Genomic DNA, 20366 nt, shown 5'->3' with positions numbered 1-20366 from the left:
GTCATACTAAAAATGAAGGTATTTATAATTGGAGTTGGATTAATAGGAGGGTCATTTGCGATTGACATCAAAGCTGCTTTTAATGAAGCAGAAATATATGGTGTTGATATAAGTGCACAGTATCTGGATAAAGCAATGTCATTAGGTTTTATTGATAAGAAATCATCTCTCGACGATATATACAAAGCAGACGTAGTCATCGTTGCAATACCTGTAGATGCAACAGTAAAAATTTTAGCTGAGATTCTGAACCAGGTAACTGATGAATGTTTGGTATTTGATGTAGGATCTACTAAAGAAAAATTATGTAGTTCAATTAGGAATCACCCTAAAAGAAGGAATTATTTAGCAGCGCATCCTATTGCGGGGACAGAATATTCTGGACCTCAGGCTGCCATTGCGAATTTGTATAGAGGAAAAACAAATATCATTTGCGAAGTAGAGAAAACCGCTTTTAAATTACAAGAACGTGGCATGGAGATTTTTACGAGACTGGGTATGCGAATTCGATATATGGATCCAGCTTCTCACGATAAACATATTGCTTATGTATCTCATTTATCTCACATAAGTTCTTTTATGTTAGGTAAAACAGTCATTGAAAAAGAAAAAAATGAACGGGATATTTTTGATATGGCTGGTAGTGGATTTGCATCTACTGTTCGATTAGCTAAGAGTTCACCAGCTATGTGGACACCTATTTTTAAAGATAATAAGAAGAATGTGATAGAAACGCTGGAAGAATATATCGCAAATCTTACCCAGTTTAAAGAATTGATGAAAAATGATAATTTTGAAAAGATTCATAAAGAAATGGAAGATACTAATCACATCAAAACTATCTTGAAAGGGATTGTTTGAAAGAAAAAAATAAGTATATCTGGTCATAAAGAGAAAAATAAACACATCCTTATATGACTTTCAGGAAGAGAGATTCGTAGCCTTTAAATAGAGCTTAAAACAGATAAATAAATAATTGAAATAAAAATTTAACCAAGAACTAGAAACTCATACATACTATGGAAAATAAAAAAGAACTTAGAAACTGGCTGGATGAATACAATCTGGACCATCCTTTGGTTATTGGAGGTCCTTGTAGTGCAGAGACAGAAGATCAGGTGGTAAAAATAGCACACCAACTTAAAGATTCTGATGCTACAGTATTGCGTGCAGGAATTTGGAAACCAAGAACAAGACCTGGCAATTTTGAAGGAGTTGGAGCTCTTGGATTGAAATGGTTACAACGGGCTAAAGAAGAAACCGGCATGAAAATAGCAACAGAAGTTGCCAATCCTCATCACGTAGAGTTAGCATTAGAACATGGTGTAGATATCCTGTGGATAGGAGCAAGAAGTACAGTTTCACCTTTTATTGTTCAGGATATTGCAGAAGCGTGTAGAGGGATTGATAACCCCGTATTAGTTAAAAATCCTATCAACCCTGATTTGTCCTTATGGTTAGGAGCTGTAGAGCGTTTTTATACATGTGATGTTAAAAATCTAGGGGTTATCCATAGAGGATTTTCTACATATGAAAAAACAAAATACCGTAATATACCAGAATGGCAAATCCCTATTGATTTACAAAACCGTTTCCCGGATTTACCATTGATTCTGGATCCTTCTCATATTGCAGGAAGAAGAGATTTGATTTTTGATCTTTCGCAGACAGCTCTGGATCTAAATTTTGACGGACTTATTGTGGAGTCGCATTATGATCCTGACAATGCTTGGAGTGATGCAGCTCAGCAGGTAACTCCAGATACCCTGATCCAGATTATGAAAGATCTTAAAATTCGTAAAGAAGTTGGAGTTGATGAGGCTTACCAACGAACATTAAGTGAGTTGCGCGCTAAGATTGATATTGCCGATAATCAATTATTAGATGTATTAGCCAAAAGAATGAAAATTTCTGATAGTATCGGAAAGGCAAAAGCAAAGCAAAATGTTGCAATTCTTCAATCAAAAAGATGGAATGAAATTTTAGGAAGAATGATTTTGGAAGGTGAAGCTAATGGGTTGAGTGAAGAATTTATCTTAAGAATTTATAAGGCGATTCATCAAGAGTCTATTAATCATCAGGAGAGTATCGCAAAGTCTTAGTAAGAGAATTTGTTGTTATTATAAAGATTATATTTTTATAGAAAAAATCTGGCATTTATTGTCAGATTTTTTTTGTAGAAACTTGTTTAGTCCTGAAATAACGCTATAGTCAAAAAAAATAATGTAATAAGCATATGAAAGCACTTAAATTTGCATCTTTGTACATATGAAATTTGACCTTCAAAAATATATATATAACTAATGATTGGTACTGTTTATAAATCTACCGGAAGCTGGTACACCGTTAAAACTGATAACGGGAAAGCATATGAATGTCGTATCAAAGGTAAATTTAGACTTCAAGATATTAAAAGTACCAATCCGGTCTCTGTAGGAGATGTGGTGGATTTTACATTAGAATCTAAAAATGATCAGGAAACAGGTGTAATTGAAAATATACACGAGCGCCATAATTATATCGTTCGTAAGTCTGTAAACTTATCAAAACAAACACATATTATTGCGGCAAATATCGATATAGGTTTTTTATTGGTTACCCTTAATAATCCACCTACTTTTACCTCATTTATTGATCGTTTCTTAGTCACAGCAGAAGCTTATGATATAAAAGCAGTATTACTTTTTAATAAAATCGATACTTATACAGAAGAAGAAACGCTGGAGATTAAATATTTAGCAGCATTATATCGTAAAATAGGATACGATTGTATAGGTATTTCAGCAAAAACAGGTAAAAATATTGATAAGGTACAGGCAATGATGGAAGGTAAAGTCAGTATGTTTTCAGGGCATAGTGGCGTAGGTAAATCTACACTGGTTAATGCCATAGAACCCGGATTATCGTTGAGGACAGCAGAGATTAGTGAGCAACACCAACAAGGACAGCATACAACTACATTTGCAGAGATGTTTGATCTTAGTTTTAATGCTAAAATCATTGATACTCCTGGGATTAAAGGTTTCGGTATCGTTGATATGGATAAAGAAGAATTAGGTGGATATTTTCCTGAGTTTTTTGAGCTTAAATCAGATTGTAAGTTTAATAACTGTATGCACGTCAACGAACCTAAATGTGCTGTGAAAATAGCATTGGATAATGAAGAAATTGCCTGGTCCAGATATAAAAGTTATTTGCAAATCCTAGAAGGGGAAGAAGAACATTACAGAAAAAATAACTACGATACTGAAGATTAAGTTCGAATAACTCTCTCAGAACCTATTCTACATGATTTTTTGTAAGAAATATACTTCTAATAGTATCATAAATCTTACTAATTTTTACCTAAATTTGCCCCGATTTTAGAGCCCAATCCCGGTGTCTGTCATGTAAAGTTAACTCATATGAATATTTTAAAAATTCAAGCTTTTTATAGATTTTGTTATTTTTTTTGAGATTAGAGGGTAACAAAAACGAGATTACAGACACTATTAAGTATAGCGTTAACTTATGAGAGTAGTTATTCAAAGAGTTTCTGAGGCTTCAGTTACAGTAGACGGAAAAAAAATTTCAGAGATAAATTTGGGATTACTGATCCTTGTGGGGATTGAAGAACAAGATGGTGATGATGATATCCAATGGTTATCCGGTAAGATAAGCCGTCTTAGAGTTTTTAATGATAATGAAAATGTAATGAATAAAAGTCTTATTGAAGTAAATGGCGAGGTAATTGTTGTGAGTCAATTTACTTTACAGGCAAGTACAAAAAAAGGTAATAGGCCCAGTTACATTAAAGCAGCAAAACCTGCGATAGCAATTCCTTTGTATGAGAAATTTGTAAAGCAATTAGAAATTGATTTAGGTAAAAAAGTAGGGACGGGAATGTTTGGAGCAGATATGAAAGTATCATTGCTTAATGATGGACCTGTGACCATACTAATTGATACAAAAAATAAAGAGTAAAGAGTAAATATAATTAATAACCTACCCCAAAATAAATTAGATACATGCAAAAAAATACACAACTAATTCTAGTTGCAGTTTTTCTATGTGCTTACATGAAAATTTCTGCACAAGACAATTTTAACTTCCAAGCTATTCTTTTAGATTCGGTACTCACTAAAAATGCTGATGCTATTGTGCGATCAGAGGCTGTTGAGATTGTAATTAATTCAATGAGTTCAGTTTCCGTTAGAACTAGAAGAGCTGTTACCGTTCTTAATAAGTCTGGAGAGCAATACGCTGATAAACTAGAGAGATATGATCCTTTGATAAAAATTAACAAGCTGCAAGTCACCATATACGATGCAGTAGGTAAAGAGATAAAAAAATACAAAAAGAAGGATTTTGAAGATAGAAGCGTATATGATGGTTCTTCTTTAGCTGGAGATGATAGATATAAGTATATAGAGTATATTCCTACTAAATATCCATATACTTTGGTTTTTGAAAGTGAGGTAGATAGATCCTCTACGGCATTTATTCAATCCTGGATGCCTATTATAGGGTCTGGACATAGTGTTCAAAAATCAACGTATAAGATTATTAACAGTTCGGGGGTTCCGCTAAGGTCTAAAGAAATTAATTTTAAGAATTTCTCAATTGAGAAATATACAACCGATCAGGAAATATCATACACTATGTCTAATGTACCTGTAATATCCTATGAAGTATATAGTCCATCATATTTAAATACAGCTCCAATAGCTATGGTAGCATTAAGCGAGTTTTCATTACAAGGCGTTGATGGTATAGGGGAAGATTGGAAAACTTTTGGGAAATGGCAATATGATTATCTAGTTGCTGGTCGTGATCAGTTATCTGAGAAAACCATCAAGAAAGTCACTCAATTAGTTGCAGATGCCAATTCTGATAAGGAGAAGGCTAAACGCATCTATAAATATGTGCAGGATAAAACCAGATATATTAGCATCCAGTTGGGAATTGGTGGCTGGATGCCAATGATGGCAGCCGATGTAGATCGTCTGGGATATGGAGATTGTAAGGCATTAACTAACTATACAAAAGCATTATTAGATTCTCAGGATATAACATCTTATTATACGGTGGTATACGCAGGAGAGAGAAAACGAAACATTCAAAAAGAATTTGCATCCATGCAAGGGAATCATGTGATTCTTAATATTCCAGATGAAGAAGAAGATATTTGGTTAGAATGTACAAGTCAAACAACACCTTTTAATTTTATTGGAGATTTTACTGATGATAGAGATGTCCTAGTCATAAAACCAGAAGGAGGAGAGATTAAGCATACCAAAAAATACGAACCAGAAGAGAGTACGCTAGATACAAAAGCAACTGTCATATTATCAGAGGATAGATCTATAAGTGCTGTTGTTGAAATGCAATCCAAAGGGATTCAATATAGTCATAGGTATCACGAGGAATTAAAACCGTTAAAGGACCAGAAACAACACTATAAAAAGTACTGGAGCTATATTAATGATATGAACATTGATTCTATAGAACTTAGTAATGATAGAGAAGATATTTTATTTCGTGAAAAGCTAAAGATAAATGCTACAAACTATATTACTAAAGCAGGAAACAGATTGTTACTAATCCCTAATATGTTTAACCGAGAAGATACTAATCTGCCTAAATATGCAGATAGAAAAAGACCTTTAGTGATATCCAGAGGGTTTGTTGATACTGATGAATATTTGATTACAATTCCAGAAGGCTATGATGTTTCATTGCCAGAGAAGAAAACTATAGAAACCGATTTTGGAAGTTTTTCAAGCCAATTAGAAAAAGTAAACGATACTCAGCTACAATTTAAGAGGGTTTTGAAAATAAATGATGGAGTATATGCTAAAGAAGAATACGAAACATATAGAACCTTTAGACAACAAATTAAGAAAATTGATAAATCTAAAATAGTACTAAAACAACTACAATAATCAACTAAATAATGGGAAATTTAAATCAGATAATCATTGGAGTGATTCTTGTTGTATCAACAGGGATATATGGACAAAATTATAAATTCGGTAAAGTTTCAAAAGAAGAATTATTAGAAACCGCTTATTCTTTGGATAGTTCAGCGAGCGCTGCTGTGTTGTACGAAGATAGAAAAGTAGAATTTGTTTTTAATCAAACAGAAAACTCCTTTGACTTAGTAACAGAAGTTTTCAAGCGCGTAAAATTTTATAAAAAAGAAGGTTTTAAGCATGCGACAAATCGTATTTCTTTATATAAAAAGAAAAGTAAAGAAGAAGAATTCAAAGGATTAAAAGGAGTTACATATACATTGGTAAATGGTAATGTAATAGAGACAAAATTAAAAAAAGAAGGGATATTTAAGAATGAAATACATGAAAATCGTGATGAGGTTAGATTTACAATGCCATCACTTAAGGAAGGGTGTGTTGTAGAATATAAATATAAAATTATTTCTCCTTATGTATTTAATATAGATAGATTATACCTTCAATATGAAATTCCGATAAAAAAACTAGAAGTTAGTTTTGAAAGCCCTGAATATTTTAATTTCAAGAAGTTTACTACAGGATATTTACCTATAAGTTTAAAAGAATCTAGTAAAAATGGTAAAATTACCTTTGTTTCAAAATCTAGAACAACAAATAATAATGTTTCTCAAACTAATTATAATAGTAATGATTTAGATTACAAAATTAATACATATTCAATTTCTTCTTCGGATGTCCCTGCATTTAAGGAAGAGCCTTTTTCTGGTAATCCCAGTAATTACTTATCTTCTATAGTTTTTGAGTTGTCATATACTGCGTACCCTAATAGTCCTGTAAAGAGTTATGCTACAACTTGGGAAAATGTTGCCAAAACTATCTATGAGCGATCAAGTTTTGGTAAAGAATTAAAGAAAATTACGTACTACAAAGAGGATATTGATCAATTGTTAGCTGGAATAAGTAACGAGTTTGTGAAAACTCAAAAGGTTTTTGAGTTTGTAAAGAAAAAAATGACTTGGAATAAGAGAAATTCTGTGTATACTAGAGATGGGGTAAAAAAGGCATATCAAAATGGAACAGGAAATGCGGCTGAGATAAATTTAATGCTTACTTCTATGTTGTCTTATGCAAGAGTAGATGCTAATCCGGTTTTAGTAAATACTGCAGATCGTTTATTTCATTTGTTTCCAACTTTAGATGGATTTAATTACGTGATCGCAAGAGTGAAACTTCCAGATGGTAGTATTCAATATCTGGATGCTACAGATAAGTACGGAGAACCTAATGTCTTACCAGATAGAGTAATTAGAGGAACGGCTAGAGTAATAGCTAAAAATGGGACTTCGCAAGATATTCAGTTAAGACCTCAAAAGCCTTCTGTTAATAATTATAGAATACTCTGTGAGATTGATGAACAGGGATTTGTAAAAGGAAAGTTTAATGTGATACATTTGGATTATCTTGCGCATGATTTTAGAGTAGCTTATGGAAATAAGAAAGATGTTGATAATGCGAGTCGTATTCAAAAAGAATATGAAATCAATGAATTAGAAACATATACTATTAAGGGTATGCAGGAGTATGGTAAAGGCGTTAGTGAACGATTTGATTTTGTTACAGAAGATCAGGTAGAGCTAATAGAAGATGAGATGTTTTTCTCTCCTTTATTATTTCTAAAGGATAAAGAAAATGTGTTTAAGTCAGATGAGCGAAAATATCCTGTGGACTTTGGTTATGGTTTTTCTAATAAATATATGATAAATATAAAAATTCCAGAAGGATATGAAGTTGTAGAATCTCCCGTAGCAGGAGTTTTCAAATTGCCTGATAATATGGGTGCTTTTACATATCAATCTAATTATGTTAACGGAATGATTCAATTAGTAGTAGATGAAACTATAAATGCATCTTTAATTCCTGCAGAACAATATCCTGTAATTAAAGAGTTTTATAATATGTTGATAGAAAAGGAAGGAGAGCAAGTAGTGTTAAAAAAAATATAGGTTATGGATATTCAGAATTTGCAAAAGACTGTTGATGAGTGGATTAAAACACATGGAGTGCGTTATTTTAATGAATTGACAAATATGGCACAACTTACAGAAGAAGTAGGGGAAGTAGCTAGAATTATTGCACGACGTTATGGAGAGCAAAGCGAAAAAGAAAGTGACAAGAATAAAGATCTGGGAGAAGAGCTGGCGGATGTGTTATTTGTAGTTTTGTGTTTAGCAAATCAAACGGGTGTAAACCTGCAAGATGCTTTTGACAAAAAAATGGATATAAAGACGAAAAGAGATCACGATCGTCATCATGCTAATGAGAAATTAAAATAATGTTTACTTCAATCATTACATCAAAAACATATTGGAAATCGGTATTTCTGATTGCTGTTGGTTTTATTATAATTTTTAGTATTGTAGAGCACTTTTTGCAATATAGAGGTTTAGAATTTGATACATTTGTAGCCGAGAAGATTGATAATGGACGTTGGATCAGATATGCAATCTCCAGAATAGTTGGTGGTTTTTTATACGGAACTATAATGGCATATTATTTTGAATTAAGAAAACGTAAAGCGAAACAGTAACATGAATTTGAAATTAGACCAGATTTCCAATATAAGGAATACTGAAATACAGATTACAGGATCTAAAAGTGAAACAAACAGATTACTTATATTACAATCGTTGTATCCTGAAATAGAAATTGAGAATATATCCAATAGCGATGATTCTCAATTAATGAAAAAAGCATTAGCAAGCGAAATTGAATTAATCGATATTCATCACGCAGGAACTGCTATGCGTTTTCTTACTGCTTATTTTGCGGTAAATAATGGTAGAAGTACTGTATTGACTGGCAGTAAAAGAATGCAGGAACGACCTGTTAAGATACTGGTAGAAGCATTAGAACAATTAGGATGTGAAATTACATACGAAAAAGATAAAGGATATCCTCCTATTAAAATTATAGGAAAGCATCCTAAAACAAATAGTGTCTCTTTAGCAGCAAATGTAAGTAGTCAATATATTTCTGCTTTAATGTTAATTGCTTCTTCGTTGCCTGAGGGGTTAGAAATTAACTTAAAAGGAAAAATAACTTCTGTTCCTTACATTAAAATGACTCTAAATTTATTAAATGATGTAGGAATAGAAGGCACTTTTGTAGATAATACTATTAGAATTCCACATGTTAAAGTAGTATCCCCAAAATTGATGGTGGTAGAGTCAGATTGGAGTTCGGCATCTTATTTTTATAGTATTGTAGCTTTGTCAGAAGCAGCAATGGTCACGATCGGTAGTTATAAAAAAGAGAGCTATCAGGGTGATGCGGCACTAGCTGATTTTTATCAAAACTTAGGTGTACAGACAACGTTTGATAACCATAAAATTACATTAACTAAAATACCACTTCCTAAAGTTACTAAGGTCATTGAGTTGGATTTATCAAACTCTCCTGATATTGCACAAACTATTGCAGTTACTTGTTTTGGTTTGGGAATCGCCTGTTATCTAACAGGTTTGCATACGCTCAAAATAAAAGAGACTGATAGATTAGTCGCTTTAAAAGTAGAGATAGAAAAATTAGGAGGGCAAGTTACTATCACAGAGGATTCATTAAGACTGGCAACACGCGTATCAATAACCCCGGATGTTTCTATTGAAACCTATAATGATCATCGAATGGCGATGGCATTTGCTCCATTAGCCTTGAGAACTTCATTAAGAATAGAAAATGCGAATGTTGTATCAAAATCATATCCCGATTTTTGGACAGATTTAAAAAAGTTAGGATTCAAATCAAATGAATTCTAAAAAGATATATGAGTATTTACTTGACAACCCATAGTGTGAGATTGTATATTTGTATCTTCTAAAAATATAAACACCCATGAAGTTATCACATTTTAGTTTTGAACTACCTGATGAATTATTAGCAGAGTATCCTTCAGAAAATAGAGATGAAGCACGATTAATGGTTCTTAATCGAAAAGAACAAACAATAGAACATAAATATTTTAAGGATCTTATCGATTATTTTGAGCCTAATGATGTTATGGTTCTTAATAACACAAAAGTTTTTCCTGCCAGATTATATGGTAATAAAGAAAAGACGGGAGCTAGAATTGAAGTGTTTTTATTAAGAGAATTAAATCCAGAGACAAGACTTTGGGATGTATTGGTTGATCCGGCACGTAAAATACGTATTGGTAATAAATTATATTTTGGAGATGACGAGAGTTTAGTAGCAGAGGTAATCGATAATACTACTTCCAGAGGGCGTACATTACGTTTTTTATATGATGGTTCATATGATGAATTTAGACAAAAGCTTACAGATCTGGGAGAAACACCTTTACCTAAATATATAAAACGAGAAGCAGAACCAGAAGATGAAGAACGATATCAAACCATTTATGCTAAAAATGAAGGAGCGGTAGCTGCACCTACAGCTGGATTACATTTTTCTAAACATTTAATGAAGCGTTTGGAGATAAAAGGAGTAGAGTTTGCAGAAGTAACACTACATGTAGGATTAGGTACATTTAATCCTGTAGAAGTTGAGGATTTATCTAAACATAAGATGGATAGTGAAGAAGCATACGTAACACCTGGCGCTGTAGATACTATAAATAGAGGTATACAACGAAAGCAGAGGGTGTGTGCAGTAGGAACAACTGTAATGAGAGCATTAGAAAGTTCTGTCTCCTCAGATAATACGCTAAATGAATTTGGAGGATGGACTAATAAATTTATTTTCCCTCCGTATGATTTTAGTATTGCCAATAGTATGATTACTAATTTTCATACACCAAAATCAACATTATTAATGATGGTTTCTGCATTTGCAGGTCATGATTTTCTTTTCAAGGCTTATGAAGAAGCAGTAAAAGAAAAATATAAGTTCTATTCTTATGGCGATGCTATGTTAATTATATAATTATTAGCGATTTAAGATGTAAAAAATAAAGGTGATAATTTCATATTATCACCTTTTTTAATATTATGCTATGATCTTTATTGTATTAAGATGATAGTTTTGCGAAATATCTAAAAATTATGAAATTTAACATGTTTTAGGGTAAAATAAGTTGATTAACGACTATTTTTGCGCTTTAACGAAATTTGATTGGTACGATTCTTGCTCTAGAATCGTTGTTATAATTTAAGATTTAAATTTGCTAACAATTTCGAATAAAGAATTTAATTTAATTTTTACAATATGAAAACAAAATTATTTTTAGTACTACTTTTTATTAACACAGTTTGTTTTAGTCAGACTAAAGTAGAAGGGGGTATTCAATTTAATGATATTGATACTTTTGAAGGAAATGAACTAATGCTCAATGGTGCGGGAAATCGTGATAAGTATTACGCGATAGGTTTATATCTGGATTTTGAAGTAGATGGAGCACAAGATGGAATTATGGTAGCAGAAAAAGACGCTACTATGGCACTAACAGTAAAGATTACATCAGGATCTCTTTCTACAGAAGATTTAAAAGAATTATTTAGAAATGGTTTAGAACGAGCAACAGATGGTAATAGTTATCTCTTTGAGGATCAAATAAGAGATTTTTTGAATCTTATTCCTAAAGAAATTAATAGATATGATATATTTAGAATTGTATATCTAAAAGGCAAAGGTCTCGCAATTACTAAAAATAAGAAATCACTTGGATCTGTTGGAGATTTAGAATTTAAGAAAGCATTTTTCAAAATTTGGCTAGGGAGTAACCCTATCAATGCAGAGCTAAAAGAAGATTTATTAGCTGCCATGCCGGTTAATCCTGTTTTAGGAAAATGGAAGGCTGTAGATAAAGAAACTGGAGTTGCTACTAGTACAGTGCAACTGTATATGATAAAGAAAAAAGTTTTTGGAGCAATTGAAGAGATGTTACGTCAATCAGAAAAGGATAATATTTGTTATGATTGTACAGGTGATGATAAAAATCAGAAAGTAGAAGGTTTAGTAATTCTTAAAAATCTACAAGCTAAGGGAGATGGTAAATTCGTAGATGGTAAATACACCAATATAAAAGACGGTTCTGTCTCTGATTGCCAGATATGGATTGAAGAAGATAACCCTAATATTCTTAATGTAAAGTATAAAGGTAGTGGAGGTACACACCAGTGGTTAAGAATAAAAGAAGAAAAAACAGATTATAAGACTGTTAAATTCTAAGAAATCAGAATAAGTTTGTTTGACAAACGATTTGGTATAGTATAAAAATGTCTCAGCACGTATCTTACTGAGGCATTTTTTGTATGTCAAATCATCATAAGTTTACCAAGGAAGCTAGTTAATTAACGGTAATCTTTCCTATTTTTGTAGAGCAATGAAGTCAAAAAAGAAGGACATTAGAGCCTTAACAAAAGAACAATTACGTACATTTTTTGAGGCCAATGGAGATAAGGCTTTCAGAGGTAATCAGGTCTATGAATGGCTTTGGAGTAAGGGTGCTCATAGTTTTGAAGCTATGACCAATATTTCTAAAGCAACACGAGAAATGCTTCAGGAAAACTTTGTGATTAACCATATTCAGGTAGATCAAATGCAACGTAGTAGTGATGGTACCATTAAAAATGCGGTTCGACTTCATGATGATTTGGTTGTAGAATCTGTTTTGATTCCTACACCTACAAGAACTACTGCCTGTGTGTCTTCTCAGGTAGGGTGCAGTCTGGATTGTAGATTTTGTGCTACTTCCAGATTAAAAAGAATGAGAAATCTAAACCCTGATGAAATCTATGATCAGGTAATTGCTATCGATAATGAGAGTAGATTATATCATAACCGTCCTCTGTCCAACATTGTTTTTATGGGAATGGGAGAACCTCTTATGAACTATAACAATGTGCTAAAAGCTATTGATAAGATTACTTCTTCAGAAGGGTTAGGGATGTCTCCAAAAAGAATTACCGTTTCTACCTCAGGAGTGCCCAAAATGATTAAGAAAATGGCGGATGACCAGGTGAGATTCAAGCTAGCCGTTTCATTACATTCTGCAATTGACGAAGTAAGGACTAATATCATGCCATTTAATAAGAATTTCCCATTATCAGACCTTAAAGAATCTTTACAATACTGGTATCAGAAGACTAAAAGTCGAATCACTTATGAATACGTAGTCTGGGAAGGGATCAATGACAGACAGGAAGATATCGATGCATTAATTCAATTTTGTTCTTATGTCCCTTGTAAAGTGAATTTGATTGAATACAATCCCATCGATGATGGAGAATTTCAGCAAGCTTCTACTAATGCTATTCAATCATACATAAATGGGTTAGAATCCAGAGGTTTTGTGGTCAATGTTAGAAGAAGTAGAGGAAAAGATATTGACGCTGCTTGTGGGCAATTGGCAAATAAATCATAAATAATTCTAATATAATGGATCATAGTTTCTAATCTAAATTATTTAGATAGCGATTTGATGCTCATAGGAGATTGTGGTATCTTAGCATTCTTAAAAATCAAATATTCTGGATTGAAAGTCGTAGAGCAAATAAAACTGCCAATTATTGATGAGATGGAACTTTTTGAACAAAAGTTTTCGCAATCCATGATTTCTAAAGTAGCTTTGCTTAATAGAATTACGCATTACATCGTCAATAGAAAAGGAAAACAAATGCGCCCTATGTTTGTGTTTTTGGTTTCTAAAATGGTGTCGGGTGGAGAAATTAATGAACGAACATACCGGGGGGCATCTGTCATAGAATTAATACATACAGCAACGCTAGTACATGATGATGTAGTAGATGATTCTAACCGTCGTAGAGGTTTTTTCTCTGTCAATGCGTTATGGAAAAATAAAATAGCCGTATTGGTAGGGGACTATTTATTGTCAAAAGGTTTACTTCTTTCTATTGACAATGGGGATTTTGATTTACTGAAAATTATATCTATTGCTGTTCGTGAGATGAGCGAAGGAGAGCTTTTGCAGATAGAAAAAGCAAGAAACCTAGATATTACAGAAGAGATTTATTATGAGATTATCAGACAAAAGACAGCTACATTAATCGCTGCGTGTTGTAGTCTAGGAGCTTGCTCTGTAGAACCAGATTCTGAAGACGTAGAAAGAATGCGTAAATTTGGTGAGCTTATCGGAATGGCATTTCAGATTAAAGATGACTTATTTGATTATGGAGATGAAGCTATCGGAAAGCCCACCGGAATAGATATTAAAGAGCAAAAAATGACTTTACCGTTAATTTATACGTTAAATAGTTGCTCGAAAGAAAAAAAGCGATGGCTTATAAATTCTGTAAAAAACCATAATAAAAACAAGAAGCGGGTCAAAGAAGTTATTGATTTTGTGAAATTGAGTGGTGGACTGGAGTACGCTATAAAAGTAATGCATCAGTTTAAAGAAGAAGCTCTCGTATTACTATCAGAATACCCTGAATCTGAATATAGATCATCGCTAGAACTTATGGTCACATACGTTATCGATCGTAAAAAGTAAATATAGCCCTTGTAAACTTCGATATTTTTTTCAGTACAAACTGAGAGCTATTATTGTAATTTAGTTAGTTTGTGGATCTCAATTCTTATTAAAAAGAAATTATATCCAGAATAATCTTTAAGGAGTATTAAATAAAAATGATGATCAATAAGATTTTTTTAACCATATCCATATTTTATCTTTTATTTTTTTTAGTATAAATTACTTGTAAACAGGCGTTAAGGTTTTTTTTTATTTTTTTTCACCTGCCCCAGGCAACTTTTTTTGTATTTGTATCGTCTATGTAAATAGGAAGTCTAACGAATTGATTTTTAATTTTGAAAATAATACAATTTTACAAAAATGAAACTCAGCTGATAAAAAAAGCAGCAAAGCAACATAGGGATGCTCAGCAACATTTATTTGATACCCACGCGCCTAAAATGTTAAGTGTTTGCAGACAGTACATTCGTGATGTTCATTTTGCAGAAGAGGTAATGCTTAGTGGATTTTTAAAGGTATTTATAAACTTGCATACTTTTAAGTTTGAAGGGAGTTTTGAGGGCTGGATAAGAAGAATTATGATACGAGAGGCAATTTCTTTTCTGCGTAAAGAAAAAAAGGTGTTTTTTACAGAAGATATACAGACATATAAAGAAGCATCCTGGGATCATATCAATACAGAATTAGAGGTGGAGCAAATTCAAGAATTGATAGACGAATTATCAGATGGATATAGAATGGTGTTTGTGTTATATGCTATAGAAGGATATAAGCATCAAGAGATAGCAAGTATGTTAGGGATCACTGAAAGTACTTCTAAAACTCAGCTTTTTAAAGCAAGAAAAGCGTTACAACATAAGGTAAATCAACAAAATAATATTAGCAATGGCACCATTAAAATTTGAAGATAGTATAAAAGAAAAGTTGGAGCAACGCGCTATAAAACCCTCAAAGGGTTCTTGGGAAAAGCTTTCCAATCAAATGGATATGCTAGAAAGGAAAAAAAGGAACTCCGGTACACATTGGTATGTAATTGCTGCAAGTATAGTAGGTGTATTAATTTTAACTTCTGTGTTCTTTAATAATAAGAATACCTCTGATTCTAAATATCCTCAATTGGTGGATACTTCTAATAAAGAATTAGAAAAAATAAAAAATGAGGAATTGTTAGAAAATAAGAATAGCAAGAAAATAGTAAGTTCTGAAAAAACTGAAGGTTTGGAGAATAAAAAGAAGAAATTGTATCATCAGCCAGAAGTATCTGGAGTGAATCACGTTGTATCTTCAAAGAAACATATTTTGTTTAATAAGCATACTAATCACGAGTTGATGGTTGATAAACTGGCAGTAATAGAGAAAAAAAATAGTGTATTTGCAGAAGTAGCTGATAGTCTTAATCCGGCGCAGGAAAATCATGAAACACGAATTAAAGGAACCTTAATTTCTGATAAAAATATAGCTAATGTAGTTTCACAGATAAAAGAACTTCAAAAAAATGATAGTACTATAACTACAAATGAAATTGATCAATTACTATTAAAAGCGCAACGACAAATTACCGCACGACATACGGTGAAATCAAATACAATAAGTGCTTCTGCTTTGTTATTAGACGTAGAAACAGAGTTAGACGAAACCTTTAAGAATCGAGTTTTTGAAGCGCTCAAATCAGGATTCCAAAAGGTGAAAACTGCGGTAGCAGAACGAGAAAATTAAACATTCATCAATCAAATCTGTAATTCCCCCTCTCTATAAGAGAGGGGATACAGAAAAAATCAAACCCTTATGAAAACAGTTGTTATGTATACCACGTTAGTGGTGATGTATTTATGTGCTCAAATTTTAAGTGCGCAAGAAGTTTCTAATAGCAGTATAGCGCAGTTAGAAGAACAAAAAGAAGAAATTATTTTATCTGAAAAAGAAGGCTTAAAGAAAGAGGTAGAAGCCATAAATGAACGACTGGCGAATGACGAGATTACGGCTGTAGATGCTAAGCAGTTGAAAGAAAAAGTAGCTGAAAAATATGCATTAAATATTGAGAACCGATTAGCAATCGTAGATAATCAAATTGCCTTACTACAACGTAATGATATTGAGTATGTCAATCTTAATCAAGGAAAAATATCAATAGGTATAGGTTCATTGGATGAGGATAATGGAGATATTATCGTTGGGATGAAGCTAAACACCGGTAAAGATAAAAAAATAGTGTATGATCAAAGAACTACTTCTCATCTTACATTAGCGTTTGGACTTAACAATACAATAGGTGATGATCGATCTCTTGATAACTCTGACTATAAAATTGCTGGAAGTCGTTTTTTTGAAATTGGTTGGACATGGCAAACCAGAGTTTTCAAAAACTCAAATTTTATGCGAATGAAGTATGGTATTTCGTATCAATCTAATGGATTAAAGCCAACGGATAATAGATTTTTTGTACAGAGCGGAGATCAGACAGAATTAGAAGAGTTTGCTATCGATCTGGATAAATCAAAATTCAGAATGGATAATCTGGTAATTCCTGTGCATTTTGAATTTGGTCCTTCAAAAGTAGAGGAGACAGATAAAAAGATACGATATAGAACTACAGGTAAATTTAAAATCGGCCTTGGAGGTTATGCAGGCTTAAATATTAATACAGTACAGAAGTTAAAATATAAAGAGGAAGGTAGTCGAGTTAAAGATAAGATTAAGAGCGATTATAATACTAGTGATTTAGTATATGGGTTAAGCGGCTATCTAGGTTTTGGAGATGCTTCCTTGTACATTAAGTACGATCTGTCTCCTGTTTTTCAAAATGCACCCATAGATCAGAATAATATTTCATTAGGTGTCCGTTTTGATCTTTGATTGTACTATGGGATTAACTTTTGTGTGTTACATTATAAGAAGATAAAACTGGTAACAAGTCTTTAGTAGTAATAATGAACCACTATAGAATTTAATCCATAGTGGTTTATTTTCATATGTTAGTCGAGCGAAAAACTATTCTTTTATTATCGTTTGAGTCTCTCCATTTGCTGAAATAATATACATCCCACTATCTAAAGTATTCAAGTTTAATAGTCTTGTTGTGCCATTAGTGGATTCTGATATCTTTATTATTTTACCTGATATATCTGATAATGTTATGATTGCTTTTTCGGGTAGATTTTCGATAGTTAATAATCCATTAGATGGGTTAGGATATGCTAGCATAGGAGCAATATCCGTCTTTGCCATGTTTTTTGCGCTTTTTGTCGGTATCGCTGTAGAAAATTCGAACCAGTCTATATTAAATAACCAACTATTACCTCCTGTGAAAACAAAATAAATATCATTTACGCCAGTTACACTATCTAAGTCACCACTTACCGTTTCATATACAAGGTTTCCTCCTGTATTTTCTACAAATGCTTCACCTATCAATGTTCCTGTGGTACTTCCTAAACGAACTTCTATTGTACCACCAATAAGTTTACAAGAAACTCTGGCATTAAAGCTGCTTATTCCAGTAAGGTCTACATCATTAAAGCTCAAGTAATCATTATTAGTAATAAAGCCTACGTTCGTTATTTCTGCGGTACTTACTTCTACGCGAGGACTTGATGATTTATTATCATAATCTTCTGCTTCAAATCTAGTAAGTGGTACTACAGTTGAAGCTTCTATAGGAATCCATCTTGTTTTCTTTGTGGGCGACCAATTAGTAAGACCTCCACAGGTAACAATTAATTTATCTTCATATACAAACACGGTAGGTGTTAATGCTGTATCTTCTGGAAGAACACAAACCTCAGACCACTCATCAAGAGCTGGATCGTATTCCATGATTTCTCTGCGCTGATTGATGCCACCTGCGACGATAATTTTTCCATTATGAGAGATAGTTCCCATCTCAAAATGAGAAGCCCCACCTTCATCTACAGCTGTATAAGTTCCGGTTGTTGTATCAGGTAAATCTGCTTTTTGAATCCAGGTATCGGTTTGTGGGTCATAGGCATGTACCAAATTGGTTAAGATACGTCCTCCATCATGTCCGAATTGACCACCTACTGCGTATATAATACCATCAACACTAGTGCCTCCTAGATGACATCTCGGGTTTGGCATATCTGCAAGTCGAATCCAACCAGCAGCTTCGTTAGTTGTGTCCAGATAATAGTGAAATTCAGAGCCTGTATCTCTATCATTAGTTTTTAACCCTCCATAATAATGAAGGTTATCCCCTACTAAAGTGGCAGCTCCTGCTGCTGCTAAGAATGGCAAAATTGGACCTTCACGATAGGTATCGGTTTTTGTGTTATAAATCTGGACTTTGCTTGAAGGGCTTGGTTTTATTTTAGGGGTAACGGTATTGTCTTGAGGTCCAATAAATCCACCTATCATCCATATCTCGTCGCCAATGGCCTGCATGGCTGCATGTGTTGTAGTCCCAGTGCCGTTTGGGTTATCAGGATCACCGGGCATAGGTGTAATATCAGACCATGTATTCGTACTTGGATCAAAAACTTCTGAGTCATCAGCTACGGTTATATATTGTGCTCCTTGGGTTGCACCATTCGTAGTTACGGCAGCAAACATATATAATTTATTGTCCACAACCGCGCTCTGTCCTTCAATATGCTCATATTGAGCATCAGCAAATTCTCCCTCTCTCCATTCACAATCGTTGATAACAACTTCTCCCTCAGAACTTAAGATTTCAATACCTGATATCTTAGGGTTATTTATAGTTGAGGAGAAATCAATATTAATGGTTTCATCAGAAATAAGTATGTCTTCAAAGATCTTAACAACTGCAGTCATAGAGCCAACATCATCATTAATATCATATTCATCAAGTATAGTATCACCTTCTAAAATAACATCAAAGATGCGTTTGCCAGGACCATCTGCACCTTTACCCTGCTGACCGGTAAAGTATATTTCAGCAAAATGTAGCTTTATCGTATAACTACCATTAGTTACGGGTATTTCGTAAGCGAAAGCATTGTTAGCGCCGTTTAAAGAAGAACGCTCTGTAGTGTAAATATCTATATCAGCATCAGATATTGTTTCTCCTATTTCATTGCTGACCTCTCTCCCTCCAATAAAATACTGATCACTCACATACGTTATCCCGCTTTCGGTTACATTATTTCCTCCACAATTGATTCGAAATATAACGTTATCAACATCATTCTGGATAGGAGTATTTCGAATATTACATAAAATAGAAATACTAGATTCATTCTCTGTATTTGTTGTTGTAAAAGTATGCATTGCACTTACAACTGCCATAGAGCTTAAGAAAACCCATATAAATGTTGCTGAAATAAGTTTAGAAGTTTGAAATTTCATAAAGATTTGTGTTTTTAATTATACACCTTATATAGATATATACAGAACGTACAAGTTTGTTTTATTAAAGTTAAAGTATTCCTTTGATGTAGCTTAAATTAATAGGTTAGCAAAAGGTGTACATTCACTGATTTTAGGTTGTCATTAGGTTGATTTATGTTTTTTTTTGTTAAAATCCCTCTTATTATTCCTCTCAATCTTGATATGTTTACTCAATACACTTAAAAAAATCAGTAATCAAAACTATATGTATATTACTAAAAAGTAGAATCCAACAGAGGTATTGTTTTTAATAGGAAGTACGATGTAATAGTTATCCAACAGAATGCTGTTATGTATAATGAGAATATTTTTTATTAAAACTGAAAGTGTTTGGGGTTCTCGTTTTGAAGTATACAATTCTCAGAGAAAATATCACAAGTATTAAAACTAGCATTCAACGGTAAAAAATGGAATACAATCATGATATAAAAGTCGTAAAAGAAAATGTAGGTAGAAATAATATTTTAGAATTAATCTTATATTCAAGTTTTGATGCAGACTTATTTAAGACGAACCAAGATACTATAGAAATCTAATTAGAGATAAATGGAAATCAAAAAAAATCACAAACTAAACTTTAACACAGAAAAAAG

18 protein-coding genes are annotated in these 20366 nt (G+C 32.8%); 17 read left to right on the top strand and 1 reads right to left on the bottom strand.

The features are described from left to right. The first annotated feature begins 12 nt into the window (after positions 1 to 12). The 16 genes from ABD816_RS14510 to ABD816_RS14435 all read left to right on the top strand — a co-directional run bounded on the left by ABD816_RS14510 (position 13) and on the right by ABD816_RS14435 (position 17259). Positions 13 to 861: a prephenate dehydrogenase gene (locus ABD816_RS14510; protein WP_344928583.1), complete on the top strand. Its 849-nt coding sequence runs from the start codon at positions 13 to 15 to the stop codon at positions 859 to 861. A 158-nt stretch (positions 862 to 1019) separates the two neighbouring features. Then, positions 1020 to 2102, top strand: coding sequence for a chorismate mutase (locus tag ABD816_RS14505; protein WP_344928581.1), 1083 nt, complete (start codon positions 1020 to 1022; stop codon positions 2100 to 2102). 201 nt (positions 2103 to 2303) lie between these two features. Beyond that, positions 2304 to 3257 (top strand): ribosome small subunit-dependent GTPase A, encoded by a 954-nt coding sequence (gene rsgA, locus ABD816_RS14500; RefSeq protein WP_344928580.1) that lies wholly within the window; start codon positions 2304 to 2306, stop codon positions 3255 to 3257. Positions 3258 to 3510: 253 nt separating this feature from the next. Next, positions 3511 to 3963, top strand: a complete 453-nt coding sequence (gene dtd, locus ABD816_RS14495) for a D-aminoacyl-tRNA deacylase (protein ID WP_344928577.1) — start codon at positions 3511 to 3513, stop codon at positions 3961 to 3963. A 44-nt stretch (positions 3964 to 4007) separates the two neighbouring features. Further along, positions 4008 to 5924, top strand: a complete 1917-nt coding sequence (locus ABD816_RS14490) for a DUF3857 domain-containing protein (RefSeq protein ID WP_344928575.1) — start codon at positions 4008 to 4010, stop codon at positions 5922 to 5924. A gap of 11 nt (positions 5925 to 5935) precedes the next feature. Then, on the top strand, positions 5936 to 7957 hold the full coding sequence (locus ABD816_RS14485; protein ID WP_344928574.1) for a transglutaminase: 2022 nt from the start codon (positions 5936 to 5938) through the stop codon (positions 7955 to 7957). A 3-nt stretch (positions 7958 to 7960) separates the two neighbouring features. Then, the gene (locus ABD816_RS14480; RefSeq protein ID WP_344928572.1) at positions 7961 to 8287 is read left to right on the top strand and encodes a nucleotide pyrophosphohydrolase; all 327 of its coding nucleotides are present in this window, start codon (positions 7961 to 7963) and stop codon (positions 8285 to 8287) included. Beyond that, positions 8287 to 8541 carry a hypothetical protein gene (locus tag ABD816_RS14475; protein ID WP_344928570.1) on the top strand — a complete coding sequence of 85 codons (255 nt, stop codon included), beginning with the start codon at positions 8287 to 8289 and terminating at the stop codon, positions 8539 to 8541. Before ABD816_RS14480 ends, ABD816_RS14475 begins: the two co-directional genes overlap by 1 nt. Before the next feature lies 1 nt (position 8542). After that, positions 8543 to 9769 carry a 3-phosphoshikimate 1-carboxyvinyltransferase gene (locus ABD816_RS14470; protein WP_344928568.1) on the top strand — a complete coding sequence of 409 codons (1227 nt, stop codon included), beginning with the start codon at positions 8543 to 8545 and terminating at the stop codon, positions 9767 to 9769. A gap of 76 nt (positions 9770 to 9845) precedes the next feature. After that, the gene (queA, locus tag ABD816_RS14465; RefSeq protein ID WP_344928566.1) at positions 9846 to 10895 is read left to right on the top strand and encodes a tRNA preQ1(34) S-adenosylmethionine ribosyltransferase-isomerase QueA; all 1050 of its coding nucleotides are present in this window, start codon (positions 9846 to 9848) and stop codon (positions 10893 to 10895) included. A gap of 282 nt (positions 10896 to 11177) precedes the next feature. Beyond that, positions 11178 to 12140: a chalcone isomerase family protein gene (locus ABD816_RS14460; protein WP_344928564.1), complete on the top strand. Its 963-nt coding sequence runs from the start codon at positions 11178 to 11180 to the stop codon at positions 12138 to 12140. A gap of 154 nt (positions 12141 to 12294) precedes the next feature. Beyond that, positions 12295 to 13335, top strand: a complete 1041-nt coding sequence (gene rlmN, locus ABD816_RS14455) for a dual-specificity RNA methyltransferase RlmN (protein ID WP_344928562.1) — start codon at positions 12295 to 12297, stop codon at positions 13333 to 13335. A 111-nt stretch (positions 13336 to 13446) separates the two neighbouring features. After that, positions 13447 to 14424 carry a polyprenyl synthetase family protein gene (locus ABD816_RS14450; RefSeq protein ID WP_344928759.1) on the top strand — a complete coding sequence of 326 codons (978 nt, stop codon included), beginning with the start codon at positions 13447 to 13449 and terminating at the stop codon, positions 14422 to 14424. A gap of 317 nt (positions 14425 to 14741) precedes the next feature. Continuing rightward, complete coding sequence (locus ABD816_RS14445) at positions 14742 to 15311, top strand: RNA polymerase sigma factor (RefSeq protein WP_344928561.1); 570 nt, start codon at positions 14742 to 14744, stop codon at positions 15309 to 15311. Continuing rightward, on the top strand, positions 15292 to 16122 hold the full coding sequence (locus tag ABD816_RS14440) for a hypothetical protein (protein ID WP_344928560.1): 831 nt from the start codon (positions 15292 to 15294) through the stop codon (positions 16120 to 16122). The genes ABD816_RS14445 and ABD816_RS14440 overlap by 20 nt, the downstream gene beginning before the upstream one ends. 69 nt (positions 16123 to 16191) lie before the next feature. Beyond that, positions 16192 to 17259 carry a hypothetical protein gene (locus tag ABD816_RS14435; RefSeq protein WP_344928559.1) on the top strand — a complete coding sequence of 356 codons (1068 nt, stop codon included), beginning with the start codon at positions 16192 to 16194 and terminating at the stop codon, positions 17257 to 17259. A gap of 135 nt (positions 17260 to 17394) precedes the next feature. Here the strand turns inward: ABD816_RS14435 and ABD816_RS14430 are convergent, their stop codons facing one another. Next, the gene (locus tag ABD816_RS14430) at positions 17395 to 19731 is read right to left on the bottom strand and encodes a malectin domain-containing carbohydrate-binding protein (protein WP_344928558.1); all 2337 of its coding nucleotides are present in this window, start codon (positions 19729 to 19731) and stop codon (positions 17395 to 17397) included. A 449-nt stretch (positions 19732 to 20180) separates the two neighbouring features. Here ABD816_RS14430 and ABD816_RS14425 point away from each other — a divergent pair, with 449 nt between their 5' ends. Then, positions 20181 to 20309: a hypothetical protein gene (locus tag ABD816_RS14425; RefSeq protein WP_344928557.1), complete on the top strand. Its 129-nt coding sequence runs from the start codon at positions 20181 to 20183 to the stop codon at positions 20307 to 20309. Positions 20310 to 20366 lie beyond the last annotated feature (57 nt).

Source organism: Aquimarina addita, from assembly GCF_039539305.1.
Lineage (GTDB): Bacteria > Bacteroidota > Bacteroidia > Flavobacteriales > Flavobacteriaceae > Aquimarina > Aquimarina addita.
This window is presented reverse-complemented; position numbering and strand designations above follow the sequence as displayed.

Coding starts and splice junctions, on each gene's coding strand:
- queA (WP_344928566.1), top strand. CDS start 9,846: ATGAAGTTATCACATTTTAGTTTTGAACTACCTGATGAATTATTAGCA.
- dtd (WP_344928577.1), top strand. CDS start 3,511: ATGAGAGTAGTTATTCAAAGAGTTTCTGAGGCTTCAGTTACAGTAGAC.
- ABD816_RS14460 (WP_344928564.1), top strand. CDS start 11,178: ATGAAAACAAAATTATTTTTAGTACTACTTTTTATTAACACAGTTTGT.
- ABD816_RS14505 (WP_344928581.1), top strand. CDS start 1,020: ATGGAAAATAAAAAAGAACTTAGAAACTGGCTGGATGAATACAATCTG.
- rlmN (WP_344928562.1), top strand. CDS start 12,295: ATGAAGTCAAAAAAGAAGGACATTAGAGCCTTAACAAAAGAACAATTA.
- ABD816_RS14475 (WP_344928570.1), top strand. CDS start 8,287: ATGTTTACTTCAATCATTACATCAAAAACATATTGGAAATCGGTATTT.
- ABD816_RS14485 (WP_344928574.1), top strand. CDS start 5,936: ATGGGAAATTTAAATCAGATAATCATTGGAGTGATTCTTGTTGTATCA.
- ABD816_RS14480 (WP_344928572.1), top strand. CDS start 7,961: ATGGATATTCAGAATTTGCAAAAGACTGTTGATGAGTGGATTAAAACA.
- rsgA (WP_344928580.1), top strand. CDS start 2,304: ATGATTGGTACTGTTTATAAATCTACCGGAAGCTGGTACACCGTTAAA.
- ABD816_RS14425 (WP_344928557.1), top strand. CDS start 20,181: ATGGAATACAATCATGATATAAAAGTCGTAAAAGAAAATGTAGGTAGA.
- ABD816_RS14490 (WP_344928575.1), top strand. CDS start 4,008: ATGCAAAAAAATACACAACTAATTCTAGTTGCAGTTTTTCTATGTGCT.
- ABD816_RS14510 (WP_344928583.1), top strand. CDS start 13: ATGAAGGTATTTATAATTGGAGTTGGATTAATAGGAGGGTCATTTGCG.
- ABD816_RS14430 (WP_344928558.1), bottom strand. CDS start 19,731: ATGAAATTTCAAACTTCTAAACTTATTTCAGCAACATTTATATGGGTT.
- ABD816_RS14440 (WP_344928560.1), top strand. CDS start 15,292: ATGGCACCATTAAAATTTGAAGATAGTATAAAAGAAAAGTTGGAGCAA.
- ABD816_RS14470 (WP_344928568.1), top strand. CDS start 8,543: ATGAATTTGAAATTAGACCAGATTTCCAATATAAGGAATACTGAAATA.
- ABD816_RS14435 (WP_344928559.1), top strand. CDS start 16,192: ATGAAAACAGTTGTTATGTATACCACGTTAGTGGTGATGTATTTATGT.